The 15797-nt window shown below is 67.1% G+C and carries 15 protein-coding genes; 7 read left to right on the forward strand and 8 right to left on the reverse strand.

The window, feature by feature from the left end; all coding sequences use genetic code 11:
• Nucleotides 1–33: 33 nt before the first annotated feature.
• On the reverse strand, nt 34–1320 hold the full coding sequence (locus tag AC07WC_RS09840; RefSeq protein WP_495209834.1) for an NAD(P)/FAD-dependent oxidoreductase: 1287 nt from the start codon (nt 1318–1320) through the stop codon (nt 34–36).
• A gap of 196 nt (nt 1321–1516) precedes the next feature.
• Between AC07WC_RS09840 and AC07WC_RS09845 the strand changes: the two genes are divergently transcribed.
• From AC07WC_RS09845 to AC07WC_RS09875, 7 genes are all read left to right on the forward strand, one after another.
• Nucleotides 1517–2275 carry a gamma-glutamyl-gamma-aminobutyrate hydrolase family protein gene (locus AC07WC_RS09845; protein WP_495209835.1) on the forward strand — a complete coding sequence of 253 codons (759 nt, stop codon included), beginning with the start codon at nt 1517–1519 and terminating at the stop codon, nt 2273–2275.
• On the forward strand, nt 2272–3669 hold the full coding sequence (locus AC07WC_RS09850) for a glutamine synthetase family protein (RefSeq protein ID WP_495209836.1): 1398 nt from the start codon (nt 2272–2274) through the stop codon (nt 3667–3669). The genes AC07WC_RS09845 and AC07WC_RS09850 overlap by 4 nt, the downstream gene beginning before the upstream one ends.
• Before the next feature lie 131 nt (nt 3670–3800).
• Nucleotides 3801–4907 carry a polyamine ABC transporter substrate-binding protein gene (locus AC07WC_RS09855; protein WP_495209837.1) on the forward strand — a complete coding sequence of 369 codons (1107 nt, stop codon included), beginning with the start codon at nt 3801–3803 and terminating at the stop codon, nt 4905–4907.
• A 122-nt stretch (nt 4908–5029) separates the two neighbouring features.
• A complete protein-coding gene (locus AC07WC_RS09860; RefSeq protein WP_070426989.1) occupies nt 5030–6163 on the forward strand; it encodes an ABC transporter ATP-binding protein in 1134 nt (377 codons plus the stop codon).
• Nucleotides 6160–7071 (forward strand): ABC transporter permease subunit, encoded by a 912-nt coding sequence (locus tag AC07WC_RS09865; RefSeq protein ID WP_495209838.1) that lies wholly within the window; start codon nt 6160–6162, stop codon nt 7069–7071. The genes AC07WC_RS09860 and AC07WC_RS09865 overlap by 4 nt, the downstream gene beginning before the upstream one ends.
• Entirely contained in the window at nt 7068–7913 is an 846-nt protein-coding gene (locus tag AC07WC_RS09870) for an ABC transporter permease subunit (RefSeq protein WP_481496817.1), read from the forward strand. The genes AC07WC_RS09865 and AC07WC_RS09870 overlap by 4 nt, the downstream gene beginning before the upstream one ends.
• Before the next feature lie 116 nt (nt 7914–8029).
• Complete coding sequence (locus AC07WC_RS09875; protein ID WP_495209839.1) at nt 8030–9394, forward strand: NAD-dependent succinate-semialdehyde dehydrogenase; 1365 nt, start codon at nt 8030–8032, stop codon at nt 9392–9394.
• A 108-nt stretch (nt 9395–9502) separates the two neighbouring features.
• On the opposite strand, the gene AC07WC_RS09880 is transcribed toward AC07WC_RS09875, so the two are convergent.
• The 7 genes from AC07WC_RS09880 to AC07WC_RS09910 all read right to left on the reverse strand — a co-directional run bounded on the left by AC07WC_RS09880 (nt 9503) and on the right by AC07WC_RS09910 (nt 15610).
• The gene (locus AC07WC_RS09880) at nt 9503–10501 is read right to left on the reverse strand and encodes a magnesium and cobalt transport protein CorA (protein ID WP_495209840.1); all 999 of its coding nucleotides are present in this window, start codon (nt 10499–10501) and stop codon (nt 9503–9505) included.
• 15 nt (nt 10502–10516) lie between these two features.
• Nucleotides 10517–11773 carry a lipoprotein N-acyltransferase Lnb domain-containing protein gene (locus tag AC07WC_RS09885; RefSeq protein ID WP_495209841.1) on the reverse strand — a complete coding sequence of 419 codons (1257 nt, stop codon included), beginning with the start codon at nt 11771–11773 and terminating at the stop codon, nt 10517–10519.
• An 8-nt stretch (nt 11774–11781) separates the two neighbouring features.
• On the reverse strand, nt 11782–12663 hold the full coding sequence (locus AC07WC_RS09890; RefSeq protein ID WP_495209842.1) for a CorC family transporter: 882 nt from the start codon (nt 12661–12663) through the stop codon (nt 11782–11784).
• Nucleotides 12664–12727: 64 nt separating this feature from the next.
• Nucleotides 12728–13321, reverse strand: a complete 594-nt coding sequence (locus tag AC07WC_RS09895; protein WP_495209843.1) for a hypothetical protein — start codon at nt 13319–13321, stop codon at nt 12728–12730.
• 81 nt (nt 13322–13402) lie between these two features.
• Complete coding sequence (locus AC07WC_RS09900) at nt 13403–14089, reverse strand: hypothetical protein (protein WP_495209844.1); 687 nt, start codon at nt 14087–14089, stop codon at nt 13403–13405.
• A gap of 52 nt (nt 14090–14141) precedes the next feature.
• Nucleotides 14142–14627: an rRNA maturation RNase YbeY gene (ybeY, locus tag AC07WC_RS09905; protein WP_495209845.1), complete on the reverse strand. Its 486-nt coding sequence runs from the start codon at nt 14625–14627 to the stop codon at nt 14142–14144.
• Entirely contained in the window at nt 14624–15610 is a 987-nt protein-coding gene (locus AC07WC_RS09910) for a PhoH family protein (RefSeq protein WP_495209846.1), read from the reverse strand. Before AC07WC_RS09910 ends, ybeY begins: the two co-directional genes overlap by 4 nt.
• Between the last annotated feature and the right edge of the window lie 187 nt (nt 15611–15797).

Consider the following 15797-nt stretch of genomic DNA (forward strand, 5'->3'; position numbering starts at 1 on the left):
CGCAACTTTAGCGGGCTCGGCCGTCGCCAGCCCTCACCACAACGCATCCCGCAGCTTGTACCAGGACATCGCCGCGACCAGCAGCGGGGTCCGCAGCATGCGACCGCCGGGGAAGGGCCGGTGCGGAATGCGCTCGAATACGTCCAACCGCTCCGCCTGCCCGGCGATCGCCTCGGCCAGCACCTGGCCGGCCAGTCCCGCCGCGGCCACGCCATGGCCCGAGAAGCCCTGCGCGAAATAGACATTCGGGGTCAGCCGGCCCCAGTGCGGTGCCCGGTTGCGGGTGATGTCGACATAGCCGCCCCAGACGTACTCCAGCTCCACGTCGGCCAGTTGCGGGAACACCGCACGCATGCGCCGGGTCATCACCCCGCGCAGGCCGGGCGGGGGCAGCGCGGAGTAGCTGGCCTGGCCGCCGAACAGCAGGCGGTGGTCGCGGCTCAGCCGGAAATAGTCCAGCGCCCAACTGACATCGGCCACCGCCATGTCGTTGTGGATCAGTGCCTGCGCCCGCGCCTGCCCAAGGACAGCACTGGCGCCGATGTAGGTGCCGACCGGCATGATCCGCGATTCCAGCTCCGGTGCGATGCCTTCGAGCCAGGCGTTGCCGGCGATCACCACGTGGTCGGCGCTGACCGTGCCGTGCGCGGTACGCAGTTGCGGCCGGGCCCCGCGGATCAGCTGCAGGACCGGCGACTGCTCGTGGATCACCGCCCCGGCCGCCTCCGCGGCACGGGCCAGGCCCTGCGCGTAGGCCAGGGGATGCAGGTGCCCGCTATGGGGATCGAACATGGCACCGCGATAACGCGGGCTGTCCAGTTGACCGCGCAGCTGGGTCCGGTCCCACCATTGCAGCGGGTAGTCGTAGCGCTGGGCCAGATCGATCAGCCCCGCGCGCAGCATGCGTTCCTGGCGCGGTTTGATCGGCACGCTGGCGTGGCCGTCGCGCCAGTCGCAGTCGATCCGATGGCGGCTGATGCGATCACGCAGCAGGCGCATGCCGTCGCGCGAGAACTCGAACAGCGCCCGCGCGTCCTCGGCGCCGACGAGGTGCTCGAGCGTGTCCACTTCGCAGCCGTAGCCGACGATGGCCTGGCCGCCGTTGCGCCCGGACGCCCCCCAGCCGACGCGGTGCGCCTCCAGCAGCACCACGCGGTACCCACGTTCAGCGAGGGTAAGCGCGGCGGACAGCCCGGTATAACCGGCGCCGAGCACGCAGACATCGGCGTCCAGATCACCGGCCAGTGGTTCGCGCAGTGGCGCGGCAGGCACGCTGTCGGCGTACCAGCTGGGCGCGTGCGCCTCGCCGGCAGTGGTCATGCCGGGCACCGGCGGGTGATGGACACTTCAACGCTCATGGACAAAGGATGACAGCAACCGGCGCGCGGAACAGCAGGCAGTCTGTCGCAGCCCTTGCCGCCGGCATGTGACGGATCGCGCCGCACCAGCGTGGCCGCGTGTTGCGCAGGGTCCGCGCGCAGGGGTAACGTGGCTGCAGGTCATCCGAGCATGACGCATGGTCTCGCCCCCTTGGGTCGGCCTGCCCACCGACAGCACCACGCTGGGCCATCACCGCTTCGCCGCGGCGGGTGAAAAGTACGTCCGCGCGCTGGTCGACGCGGCCGGTGTCACCCCGGTGCTGTTGCCCAGCCTGCAACCGCCGTTGCCGGCCGCGCATTGGCTGGACCGGCTGCAGGGCCTGCTGCTGACCGGTGCGGTGAGCAATATCGAGCCGCATCTGTATGCCGGGCCGCCGAGCTGGCCGGGCAACCGGCATGATCCGGCGCGTGATGCGACGGCGCTGTCGCTGCTGCACGAAGCGCTTGTTCGCGACCTGCCGGTGCTGGCGATCTGTCGCGGTTTCCAGGAATTGAACGTCGCCCTTGGCGGCAGTCTGCATCCGCGCGTGCATGAGGTGCCGGGCCTGGGCGATCATCGCGAAGACCCGCAGGCGCCGGTCGAGGTGCAGTATGGCCCCGCACATGCAGTGCAGCTGTCCGAGGGCGGTTGGCTGGCCGGCTGGGCCGGCGCGCCCTCGGCAAGGGTCAATTCGGTGCATGGGCAGGGCATCGATCGCTTGGCTGACGGGCTGCGGATCGAGGCCATCGCCGAGGATGGGCTGATCGAAGCCGCACGCAGCACCGCGCACCGTTTCGTGCTCGGGGTGCAGTGGCATCCGGAGTGGCGGGTAGCCGACAATCGGTTCTATCACAGTATTTTCCACGCGTTCGGCGATGCTTGTCGCCGCAACTCTCAAACAGCAGACCGGTCATGACCACCCGAACGCGTTCGCGCAAAGCCGCCGCCCCCAAGCCTGTTCCGCAGGAGAGCACGCTGCTGCGCTGGCTCAAGGATCGGCGCATCACCGAGGTGGAGTGCCTGGTGCCGGACATCACCGGCAACGCGCGCGGCAAGATCATTCCGGCCGACAAGTTCTCGCACGATTACGGCACGCGCCTGCCGGAGGGCATCTTCGCCACCACCGTCACCGGCGAATTCCCGGACGACTACTACGAACTGACCTCGCCCTCGGACTCGGACATGATCCTGCGCCCGGATGCCGACACCGTCCGCATGGTGCCGTGGGCGACCGATCCCACCGCGCAGGTCATCCACGACTGTTTCACCAAGACCGGCGAGCCGCACGAACTGGCCCCACGCAACGTGCTGCGGCGTGTGCTCAACGCCTATGCCGAACTCGGCCTGCGCCCGGTGGTGGCCCCGGAGCTGGAGTTCTTCCTGGTCCAGAAAAACACCGACCCGGATTTCCCACTATTGCCGCCGGCCGGCCGTTCCGGGCGCCCGGAGACGGCGCGCCAGTCCTACTCGATCGACGCGGTCAACGAGTTCGATCCGATCCTCGATCTGATGTACGACTACTGCGACGCGATGAAGCTGGACGTGGACACGCTCATCCACGAATCCGGTGCCGCGCAGCTGGAGGTCAACTTCACCCACGCCAATGCGATGGACCTGGCCGACCAGGTGTTCCTGTTCAAGCGCACCATGCGCGAGTCGGCGATGCGCCACGGCATCTATGCCACCTTCCTGGCCAAGCCGATGGAGAACGAGCCGGGCAGTGCGATGCACATCCACCAGAGCCTGCTGCGGATCAGCGATGGCAGCAATGTGTTCAGCGGTGAGCACGGCGGTGAGGATTTCAGTCCGCTGTTCGGCCATTACCTGGCCGGCCTGCAGAAGTACGTGCCGGCGGCCATGGCGTTCTTCGCGCCGAACGTGAATTCCTACCGCCGGCTGATGTTCGGCGAGGTCTCCCCGAGCAACGTACACTGGGGCTTCGACAACCGCACCTGCGGGCTGCGGGTGCCGCTGGATACGCCGGAGAACATGCGGGTGGAAAGCCGCTTCGCCGGTTCGGACGCCAACCCTTACCTGGCCATCGCCGCGACCCTGGCCGCCGGGCTGCTGGGCATCCGCGAGCAGGGCTCGCCGACCGCCCCGATCAGCGGCAGCGCCAAGGAGCTGGGTTACGACCTGCCACGCTCGCTGGGCGAAGCGCTGGATGGGCTGGAAAGCTGCCCCGAGCTGCGCGAGATGCTGGGCGAGCGCTTCTGCCGTGCCTATGTGTCGGTCAAGCGCAAGGAATACGAGACCTTCTTCCGGGTGATCAGCTCCTGGGAGCGCGAGTTCCTGCTGCTCAACGTCTGACTCGAGGCACCACATCCGGCATGGCCGTGAGGGCCATGTGCTGGGAAAATTGGGGCATGCCCGGTAGGCTGGCACCCGTTGCGCCGGTCCGGCCGGTCCCCTCAACTCGCACCTGACCTGTGGAGAGTCCGATGAAGCTGCGAATCCTCACCCTCGGCATTGCCGTTTCCGTGCTGACCGCCTGTGGCGGCGGTGGCAAGCAGGACGACGCCAAGGTGCTGAACGTCTACAACTACAGCGATTACATCGCTGAAGACACCCTCCCGAACTTCGAGAAGGCCACCGGCACCAAGGTGACCTATGACGTGTTCGACAGCGATGAGATGGTGGAAACCAAGCTGCTGGCCGGCAACAGCGGGTACGACGTGGTCGTGCCGACGCTGAACTTCTTCGGCCGTCAGATCAAGGCCGGCGTGTTCCTGCCCCTGGACAAGAGCAAGATCCCGAACCTGGTCAACCTCGACCCGGAGGTGATGAAGCGCATCGCCCAGCAGGACCCGGGCAACGAGTACGGCGTGCCGTACATGATCGGCACCACCGGCATCGGCTACAACGTGGAACTGCTCAAGCAGCGCTTCGGTGGCAGCACCGACATCGCCAACAGCTGGGACCTGATCTTCAAGCCCGAAAACATCGCCAAGATGAAGGACTGCGGGATCACCATCCTGGATACGCCGTCGGACATGATCCCGATCGCGCTGCACTACCTGGGTGAAGATCCGCACAGCCAGGACCCGGCCACGCTGGAGAAGGCCGCCGCGTTGCTCAAGAGCATCCGGCCGTACGTGCAGAACTTCCATTCCTCGCAGTACGTGGGTTCGCTGGCCAACGGCGGCACCTGCCTGGTGGTGGGCTGGTCCGGTGACATCATCCAGGCCCGCGACCGGGCGGCCGAAGCCGCCAACGGCGTGACCGTGGCCTACTCGATCCCGCGCGAAGGTGGTCCGCAGTGGTTCGACATGCTGGCCATTCCCAAGGATGCCAAGCACCCGGAGGCGGCCTACGCCTTCATCAACTACCTGCTGGAGCCCAAGGTCGCCGCGGCCAACACCAACTTCATCCATTACGCCAACCCGGTGACCGCGGCCACGCCGCTGGTGGACGAATCGATCCGCACCGACCCGACCATCTACCCGCCGGCCGATGTCGCGGCGAAGATGTTCACCTACTCGATCAACACGCCGGAAGTGGACAAGCTCTACACCCGCTTGTGGACCGAGGTGAAAACCGGGCGCTGACCGCCCCCACGACGCCGGCCCCGGGCCGGCGTCGTCGTTTCAGGGGGTAGGACATGACGCCGCCACCACCGGTAAAATGGGATGCTCCCCCCGTCCTGCCGCCGCTCCTGGAGCCGCTCCCCATGCCATTTGAAGCCAAGCCGGAAGGCGCGGTCCTCCCGGTCCTGGAACCGGGTTACCTGTCCATCCGCGCGCTGCGCAAGGAGTTCGACGGCTTCGTCGCGCTCGATGACGTCACCCTGGACGTGCGCAAGGGCGAGATCTTCGCGCTGCTGGGTGGCTCGGGCAGCGGCAAGTCGACCCTGCTGCGCTGCCTGGGCGGCTTCGAGACCCCCACCCAGGGCACCATCGACCTGGACGGCCAGCGCATCAACGCGCTGCCGCCGTACCAGCGCCCGATCAACATGATGTTCCAGTCCTACGCGCTGTTCCCGCACATGACGGTGGAGCAGAACATCGCCTTCGGCCTGAAGCAGGACGGCATGGCGCGTGATGCGATCAACCGCCGGGTCGGCGAGATGCTGGAACTGGTGCAGCTGGGCAAGCTGGCCAAGCGCAAGCCCCATCAGCTGTCCGGCGGCCAGCAGCAGCGCGTGGCGCTGGCACGGTCGCTGGCCAAGGGGCCGAAGCTGCTGTTGCTGGATGAGCCGATGGGCGCGCTGGACAAGAAGCTGCGCTCGCAGATGCAGCTGGAGCTGGTCAACATCATCGAGACCACCGGGGTGACCTGCGTGATGGTCACCCACGATCAGGAAGAAGCCATGACCATGGCTACCCGGATCGCGGTGATGGACGCCGGCTGGATCCAGCAGGTCGGCAAGCCGGATGAAATCTACGAGCAGCCGGCCAACCGCTTCGTGGCCGAGTTCATCGGCTCGGTGAACCTGTTCGACGGCGTGCTGGATGAAGACCTTCCCGAGTACGTCACCGTGCGCACGCCGCTGTTCCCCGCGCCGATCTACGTCGCCCACGGCATCACCGGCTACGAGGGCCAGCCGGTGGCCTTCGCGCTGCGCCCGGAGAAGGTGATGATCGGCAAGGACGAACCGGCCGGTGACACCAACAAGGCGCAGGGCGTGATCGAGGAAATCGCGTACTTCGGCAGCCACTCGGTGTTCCATGTGCGCCTGCCGAGCGGGGCCAAGGTGCTGTCCAACTTCGCCAACTCGCAGCGCTGGGCCAGCGACGGCCTGACCTGGGGCGACACCGTCTGGGTGCACTGGCGCGACAACGACGGCGTGGTGCTGACCTCATGACCGCGACCGGCTGGAAGCGCTGGCTCCCGGGTACGCGCGCCGGCGTGATCGCCGCGCCCTACCTGTGGCTGCTGCTGTTTTTCGCGGTGCCGTTCGTGATCATCCTGATGATCTCCTTCGCGCGCACCCAGGTCGGCTCGCCGCCGTATACCTGGCTGCTGGAGTACGTGGACGGCGCGTTCTCGCTCAAGCTCAACCTGGGCAGCTACGCGGCCCTGATCAAGGACAACCAGTACCTGCTGGCCTACCTGAGCTCGATCAAGATCGCGGTCATCTCGACCCTGCTCACGCTGCTGATCGGGTACCCGATGGCCTACGTGATCTCGCGGATGAGCCCGGCCGCGCGCAACGTGGCGATGATGTTGGTGGTGCTGCCTTCGTGGACCTCGTTCCTGATCCGCGTGTATGCCTGGATCGGCATCCTCGACCGCAACGGGCTGCTCAACCAGCTGCTGCTCAAGATCGGCGTGATCGACGCGCCGTTGCAGATCCTGTATACCCCGACCGCAGCCTACATCGGCATCGTGTACTGCTACCTGCCGTTCATGGTGCTGCCGCTGTACGCCAACCTGGTCAAGCTGGACAACCGGCTGCTCGAGGCCGCCTACGATCTTGGTGCCAAGCCGTGGCAGGCGTTCCTGCGGATCACGCTGCCGCTGTCGCGCACCGGCATCATCGCCGGCTGCATGCTGGTGATGATTCCTGCCGTGGGTGAGTTCGTGATTCCGGAAATGCTGGGCGGGCCGGACACGCTGATGATCGGCCGCGTGCTGTGGGGCGAGTTCTTCAACAACCGCGACTGGCCGACCGCCTCGGCGGTGGCGATCGTGATGCTGGCCCTGCTGCTGGTGCCGATCCTGTTGTTCAACCGCATGCAGCAGCGCGAGCTGGAAGGAAAGCTGGCATGAGCATGGTGCGCAGCAACCGCTGGCTGGGCTGGAGCCTGCTCGGGCTGGGCTTCGCCTTCCTGTACCTGCCGATCCTGTTGTTGATGGTGTACTCGTTCAACGCCTCCAAGCTGGCCACGGTGTGGTCGGGCTTCTCCACGCGCTGGTACGGTGAGCTGTTCAACAACCGGCAGATCCTGGACGCGCTGTGGATCAGCCTCAAGGTCGCGTTCTGGACCGCCTGCGCGGCCACCGTGCTCGGCACCATGGCGGCGATGGTGATGACCCGCATGCGCCGCTTCCCGGGCAAGACCCTGTTCGGCGCGTTGATCACCGCACCGCTGGTGATGCCGGAAGTGATCCTGGGCTTCTCGCTGATGACCCTGCTGGTGGCGATGGGCGGGATTCCCGGCTTCCCCAGCCGTGGCGTCACCAGCATCTGGATCGCGCATGTCACCTTCACCCTGTCCTTCGTGACGGTGGTGGTGTCTTCGCGCCTGCAGGAGCTGGACCGCTCGCTGGAGGAGGCCGCGATGGATCTCGGCGCGAGCCGGCTCAAGGTATTCTTCCAGATCACCCTGCCGATCATCGCCCCGGCGCTGGTGGCCGGCTGGCTGCTGGCCTTCACGCTCTCGCTCGATGACGTGGTGATTGCCAGCTTCGTGGCCGGCCCCAACTCCACCACGCTGCCGATGAAGGTGTTCTCCTCGGTGCGGATGGGCATCAAGCCGGAGATCAACGCGCTGGCTACCTTGATGGTGCTGGCGGTGTCGATCGCGGCGGTGATCGGCTGGTACATCACTGCACGCACCGAGAAGCGTCGCCAGCGTGACATGCAGATGGCGCTGCAGGACCCCAGCTGAACGGTGCCGGGGCAGGGCGCTGCTGCGACGCTGTGTCGCGGCGTTCACCCTGATCCGGCAACATCCGGCTCACGGGGCTGGGCGCACAATGCGGGTCTGACTTTCGGAGACCCGCGATGACCGCTGACATCATCAATCCCGCGACCGGCCAGGTCACGTATCGACATGAACTGCTCACCGCCAGGGAGGTCGAGCAGCGCCTGGCTGCGGCTGCCGCGGCATTCCCGGCGTGGGCGGCGCGTTCGCTGCAGGAGCGCGGGGCGATCCTGCGCGCCATCGCCGCCCAGTTGCGCCAGCGCAAGGGCGACATCCAGCACGCGATGACCACCGAGATGGGCAAGCTCAAGCTGGAGGCGCTGGGTGAGATCGAGAAATGCGCCGAGGCCTGTGAATTCTACGCCGACCACGCCGCGGACTACCTCAAGCCGCAGCTGATCGATACCGAAGCCCAGCGCAGCTATGTGCGCTATGAGCCGATCGGCTGCGTATTCGCGGTGATGCCGTGGAACTTCCCGATCTGGCAGGTGTTCCGCTTCCTCGCGCCTGCGTTCATGGCCGGCAACGTGGCCCTGCTCAAGCACGCCAGCAACGTGCCGCAATGCGCCGACCTGATCCTGACGGTGTGCCGTGATGGCGGCCTGCCCGAGGGCGTGTTCGACGTGCTGCACATCGACAACGACCAGGCCGCCGAAGTGCTGCGCGACAAGCGGGTCAAGGCGGTGACACTGACCGGCAGCGAGCGGGCAGGGCGGTCCATCGCGGCCAATGCCGGCGACCAGCTCAAGAAGTGCGTGATGGAACTGGGTGGCAGTGATGCCTTCGTGGTGTTGGAGGATGCAGACCTGGAGAAGACGGTGGCCGCCGCGGTGAAATCACGCTTCGACAACAGCGGCCAGACCTGCATCGCGGCCAAGCGTTTCATCGTGGTCGATGCGATCGCCGATGCGTTCGTGGAGAAGTTCGTCGCCGCTGCAGGCAAGCGCGTCTACGGTGATCCGCAGGACGAGAAGACCACGCTGGCCCCGATGGCGCGAGCGGACCTGCGCGACGAACTGCACAAGCAGGTGCAGGACAGCATCGCCAAGGGCGCCAAGCTGCTGCTGGGCGGCGAGCCGGTGGCCGGTACGCATGCCGGCTATCCGGCGACCATCCTGGACAACGTGAGCGCCGGCATGCCGGCATATGACGAAGAACTGTTCGGCCCGGCCGCCGCGATCCTGCGGGTCAGCGATGACGCCGAAGCACTGCGCGTGGCCAATGACACCACCTTCGGCCTGGGCGGCAGCGTGTGGACCGCCGATGCGGCCCGTGGCGAAGCCATCGCCCAACAGCTGGAATGTGGCGCTGCCTTCGTCAACGCCATCGTCAAGAGCGACGTGCGCCTCCCCTTCGGCGGCAGCAAGCGCTCCGGCTTCGGCCGCGAACTCGCAGAGCATGGCATCCATGAGTTCATGAACATCAAGACCGTTTACGTCGCCTGATGCCGCGCAGGGTGTGGAGCCGACCGTTGGTCGGCTCGACACCGTAGGGATTCCTCGTCGCGGCCATGGCGCTCCACCGTCGCCGCCGTAGCGACCAACGGTCGCTACCTACAGCCAGCGTGCGCGCTTGAACAACCGGTACAGGCCCACGCACACCGCACCCACGCCGATGATCATCGCCGGATAGGCCCACGGCTTGTCCAGCTCGGGCATGTTCGTGAAGTTCATGCCGTACCAGCTGGTGATCAAGGTCGGGGCAGCCAGCAGCGCGGCCCAGGCACCCAGGCGCTTGACCGTCTCGCCCTGGGCCAGGGTCACCAGCGACAGGTTCACACTCAGGGCGGTGCCCAGCATTTCGCGCAGGGTATCGATCACATCGCTGATCCGCACCGCGTGGTCGTGCACGTCGCGTAGGTACAGCTTCACTTCGTCCGGCACCAGCTCACCCTGGTAGCGCTTGATCTGCGAGAGCATGTCCTGCAGCGGTGCGACGGCCATGCGCATCTTGTTGAGCTCGCGCTTGAGCTCGTACAGGCGCACCACCGTCTGGCGCTTGTAGTTGTCGGAGAAGATGTCCTTCTCCAGCAGTTCCAGCGTGTCACGGTAGCGCTGGGTGATCGGCAGGTAATTGTCGACCACGAAATCCAGCACCGCGTACAGACAGTACGAGGGCCCCATGGTGCGCAGCAGCTCCGGCTCGCGTTCCACGCGGGCGCGCGGGGCGGCATAGGACAGCGACGCGCCGTGGCGCACCGTGACCAGGAAGCGGGGCCCGAGGAAGGCATGCGTCTCGCCGTAGCGGATCCGCTCGTCCACCATCTGCGCGGTGGTCACCACCACGAACAGCGAAGTGCCGTAGGCCTCGACCTTGGGCCGCTGATGCGCGTTGCGGGCATCCTCGATGGCCAGCGAGTGCAGGCCGAATTCTTCCTGCAGTTTCAGCAGCACGCTGTCGTCGGGTTCGTACAGGCCGACCCAGACGAAGCCGTTGTCGCTGGCGATCACGTCGCTGATGGCATCCAGGCTGATGTCGTGGCGCTTGCCCTGGTCATCGTAATGAACGCAGTTGATGACGCAGGCGGGGTTATCGGGTGTGACGGTATCCATGGCGGGCATCGTGCGTCAGCGGCCCGTGACGGGCAGGTCACGGCGGCCCAGCGCCCACGCCAGCGCCACGTGGATCGGCAGCAACAGCACGATCCACTGCAGGTTGTACTGCGCCTGCAGCGTGAGCCAATGCAGCACCAGCCCGAGCAGCGACATGCCGGCGACGGCCCACAGCGCGATGCGGAACCCTGCGCGCGGCGCGCGGCCGCGCAACAGGGTGATCGCAGCGGGAACGAGCAGCAGGCACAGCGGCGAGAGCTGCAGCAGGTTGCGGTTGGCCCAGGCGGCCTGGTGCGCGCTGAAGCCCCACAGATAGGTCAGCAGCACGCCACCGATCCCGCAGAACAGCCAGAACGGCAAGGCAAGACCCCCGAGCAGACGACGCCGGCGGCGCAGTGCGGCCACCCCTGCGGCGGCGATCAGACCGCACAGCAGCCACGGCCACCAGCGGCGCGGCGACTCGGTCGGTTCCGGCGCGATCCGGTGCGGCAGCAGTTCCTGTTCGGCCTGTACCAGCGGGCGACCTTCGCTGTTGCGGACCTGGCGCAGCGCATCGGCCAGGCGCATCGGCACGAACGCTTCCTGCCAGCGCGACAACGGCTGGTCGGCGAACGGGCCCAGGCCGATATCGAAGCCCAGCCACATCCACAGCGAGGGCGAGGCCAGGCGCACCGATTCACTGCGGTAGGTGTTGCCGCGCGAGCGACCGGACAGCTGCGAATGCAGCCCGCCGCCGAGGGCGCCATCGATCGCATCGCGGACCATGATGGCGCAGTTGGCGGTGTAGTAATCGTAGTGGTAGCGCGCGTTTTCGGGTTTGGCGCGCTCGGCCAGCGATGCTGCCAATGTACGTGCCTGCACGGGGGTCAGGTCCAGCCACTGCACGCTCGCGCCGCGACCGCTCTCCTGGTAATAGGAAAGATCCTGGCCCAGCGGCAGCGCGACCAGGTAGTACATCATGTCGCCGCGGACGAAGTTGCCGATGAAGTCGGACTCGCCAGGGTCGAAGTAGCCGAAGTTGTACGAGGTCGCCTCGCCGGTGACCGGATCGACCACGACCAGCGCGTCATGCCCGAAGCGCTCGAAGAAGATCTCGCCCGGCTGCATGGTGACCACGCCGATGCGCGGCGCCTCGTTGGTGGGGGCCGGGGCGGCCGTGGCGGGCGCGGCAGCCTGCGCGGCCAGTGCCCCGAAGGGCAGGCTGGCCATCGCAAGCAGCGACAACACGAACAACAGGCGGCACAGCGACCACCGATTCAAAGGGAGCCGCATGGCGTGGGTCAATCCTCGTTGTGGGTGTCGGGCGGCAGCACGGTCACGTGGAACGCCTGCACGCGGCGGGCATCGGCACGCGCGACCCGGAACACGAAACGGTCCAGGGTGAGCTCGTCACCGGTTTCCGGCAGGTGCCCGATCGCTTCGGTGACCAGGCCACCGATGGTGTCGTAGTCATCGTCGGGGAAGCTGGCACCGAAGCGCTCGTTGAAATCCTCGATCGCGGTCAACGCGTCGACCACGTACTGGCCGTCGGCCTGGATCGCGATCTGCGAGGTGTGGTCCTCGGCCTCGTCGTGCTCGTCGTCGATCTCGCCGACGATCTGCTCCAGCACGTCCTCGATGGTGACCAGCCCGGCGACACCGCCGTACTCATCCACCACGATGGCCATGTGGTTGCGGGACAGCCGGAATTCCTTGAGCAGCACGTTGAGTTTCTTGGCTTCGGGAATCAGCACCGCCGGGCGCAGCAGCTCGCGGATGTTGGCCGGCCCGTTGTCGGCGACCACGCCGCGCAGCAGGTCCTTGGCCAACAGGATGCCGAGGATGTCGTCCTTGTTGTCGCCATGCACCGGGAAGCGCGAATGGCCGGATTCGACCACCTGCTTCATCAGCTCAAGGAAGGGGGCTTCGACCGGCAGGGAGACCATCTGCGAGCGCGAGATCATCACGTCGCCCACGGTGAGCTCGGCCACCGCGATCGCGCCTTCCATCATCCGCAGCGTATCGGCGGCGATGAGGCCGTCTTCGTGCGCGGTGTGCAGTACCGCCACCAGCTCGTCGCGGGTGTGGGGTTCGCCGGAGAAGGCAGAGGTCAGGCGTTCGAGCCAGCTGCGCTTCTTTTCATTGTGCTCCTGCGCGGAGCTACTACTGTCGTCTTCAGACATCTCTGGAAAAAAGGCACCCGGCGTGCCGGGCGTTGGATTTAGTCTATCAGGATGCGCGGGCCTGTCAGCGCCCTGCCGGGGCGGGATTCACGCTCGGCGAGGGAGCCGGGACGGGTCCCGGGGGCGGGGTTTCCTCCTCCGGCGGCAGGTCCAGGCTGTAGGTGCAGCCGGCCAGGGTCTTGCCGGGGTGGGACTTGACCGTGGACAGGCTCAGGATCACCGATTCGATCAAGGCCTCGCCGGTACGCGGGTCGGTGACGTCGCGGCTGACCAGCTCGCGGCCGGCCATGAACTTTTCAGGGGTGTCCACGCCGTCTTCCAGGGCCAGCCGCTTGGCCAGCGGGCGCGGATCGGCCAGGTCCAGGATGGCCATGATGCTCGCCCCCGCGACCGTGATGTACTCGGCACGTTCGCCGAACACCATGATCGGGGTGGCAAGGCGGAATTCAGCCATGAACTGGTTGGTCTGCGGCAGTGGCTGCAGGCCTTGGGCGACCGCCTTGAGCGGGTCGGCCACGATCGGGGCGACCGCGTCGTAATCGCCAACGCTCTGGCGGCATTCGATCAGGGCGGGCAGGTCCAGCGGTGGCACCTCGGCGAAGGCCGGGGGGCAAAGCACGGCCAGCAGGCCCAGGCAGGCAAGTCGCAACGGGATCATCGGAACAGGTCCATCAACCAAGGCGTGCAGCGCACGGACGCGGCGTCGATCATAGCGGGGGCTGGCCTGCCGTGCAGGCCGTCAACGACGGCGCAGCAGCCAGCGCACGGTGGCGGTGCAGGTGACCACCGCGATACCGGCCGCGCACAGCACCAGCGCCGTCGCGCCCAGGTGGACCAGCTGCGGGCCACCCGCGGTGATCACGATCAGCCCATGCCCGAACACCAGCGCGAAGGCCGCGGCCAGCACGAACAGCACGGCGACCTGGACCGGACGGGCGCGGAAGGTCGATGACTGCGCGGGGTGGGCGCCATCCCGGCGGAACCAGCGATACAGCGTCCGCCAGCCCATTGGCGCCGCCAGTGCGGCCGCCAGGCCCGACCAGCCCACCACGGTCAAGCCGGTGAAGCCCAGGGTCGCGCCACCCGGGCCGGCCAGCACGTGGGGCAGGATCAGACCTGCAACCAGACAGACCAGGGTGCCGCCGACGAATACCGCCGCCGACAGACCGGCAAGCCAGCCGCTCCAGCGCGCGGCCAGCGGCGAGCGCTGCCTTCGCGCCGCCCACCAGCTGCGGGCGGGCGCCAGCGACAGCAGGGCGATGACCGCCGACAGGGCCAGCAGGCCCCAGCGCAGCGCGACGGGATCGCGGCCGGCCGGGGTCAACGCGGGAAGGCCGGGCGCACCGATGAGCGAGTACAGCAGCCCGGCCAGCGCCACTGCGAGCAGGACCGGGCCGAGGATGGAGCGGCGATCAGGCATCGGCATGGCGGCATACATCCTTGTATGGCAGAGCGATCACGGGCGGGCGGAAGGCTGCTCAGCGCTCGCCAGCGTAGGGGTCGGCGATGCCGAGCTCGGCCAGGATGTCGCGCTCGAGCTGTTCCATGGCATCGGCTTCCTTCTCGTCCTCATGGTCCCAGCCGAGCAGGTGCAGCACGCCGTGCACGGTGAGGTGGGCGTAGTGGGCATTGAGGGCCTTGCCCTGTTCGTCCGCTTCGCGGGCGACCACCGGGGCGCAGATCACCAGATCGCCCAGCAACGGGAACTTCACGCCCTTGGGCAGGCCCTCGGGCAGTTCGGCCGGGAAGCTGAGCACGTTGGTCGCGTAGTCCTTGCCGCGGTAATGGCGGTTCAGGGCCTGGCCCTCCTTGGCATCGACCAGGCGGATCGCCAGATCGGCCTCGCGGATACGGCCCTTCAGGGCGGCGGCGACCCACTTGCGGAAGCTCACGGCCGATGGCAGCCCGGCGCGGGGCAGGGCGTAGCTGATGGCGACGTCCAGGCGTACGGGACCGCGGGTCATGGGTTCGCTCCGGGTTGGACCTGCTGCAGATCACGGCGATCGTAAGCGCTGACGATGCGTGCCACCAGTGGATGACGGACCACGTCGCGGGCTTCGAAGAAGGTGAAGCTCACGCCCTCGACATCGCGCAGCACGTCGATCGCGTCGCGCAGGCCGGATTTGACATGCTTGGGCAGGTCGGTCTGGGTGAGGTCGCCGGTGACCACCGCAGTGGAGCCGAAGCCCAGGCGGGTCAGGAACATCTTCATCTGCTCGACCGTGGTGTTCTGCGCTTCATCCAGGATCACGTATGCATCGTTGAGCGTGCGCCCACGCATGTAGGCCAACGGTGCGATCTCGATGACGTTCTTCTCGAGCAGCTTGATCACCTTTTCCACGCCAAGCATTTCATACAGCGCGTCGTACAGCGGGCGCAGGTACGGGTCGACCTTCTGGCTCAGATCGCCGGGCAGGAAGCCGAGCTTCTCGCCGGCCTCCACCGCCGGGCGGACCAGGATCAGGCGCTGCACGCGCGCTTCGTTGAGCGCTTCCACCGCACTGGCCACGGCGAGGAAGGTCTTGCCGGTACCGGCCGGGCCGATGCCGAAGTTGATGTCGTGGGTGGTGATCTGGTGCAGGTAGCGCGCCTGGTTGGCGCCGCGGCCGCGCACGGTGCCGCGCTTGACCTTGATCGCCACCTCCTGCGCCTCGTAGGCGCGCTCGACCACATGCTCCACGTTGGCCTGGTTCAGGCGCAGGTGGATGGCATGGCTGTCGAACACCACGTCGCCGGCTTCGGCGTACAGCGCTTCGATCAGCGCCTGCGCATCGGCGACGACGGCCTTGGGGCCGGTCACGCGGAACACGTGCCCACGGTTGGCGATTTCCACGCCGAGTTTGAGTTCCACCTGGCGGAGATGTTCGTCGAACGGGCCGGCCATGTTGGCCAGGCGCTCGTTGTCTTCCGGGGTGAGGGTGAAGTCGCGTTGTGCGAGTGCGGTCATTGCGTCCGGCGGCCGCCGGTCCAGCCGACCGGGCCGCAAGCTGGGAAAGGGAGAACAGGGTAGCGCGGGCGCCCGGCCGCCGCTACTTTTCCACACCGCCTGTGCAGTGCCGGTGCAGCAAGCTGTGGATAGCCGCGGCCAGCCCTAGTGCGGCAATGGGTTCGATGGCGTGATCAAAAAAGCATCA

The organism is Stenotrophomonas sp. GW821-FHT01H02A, assembly GCF_059422145.1.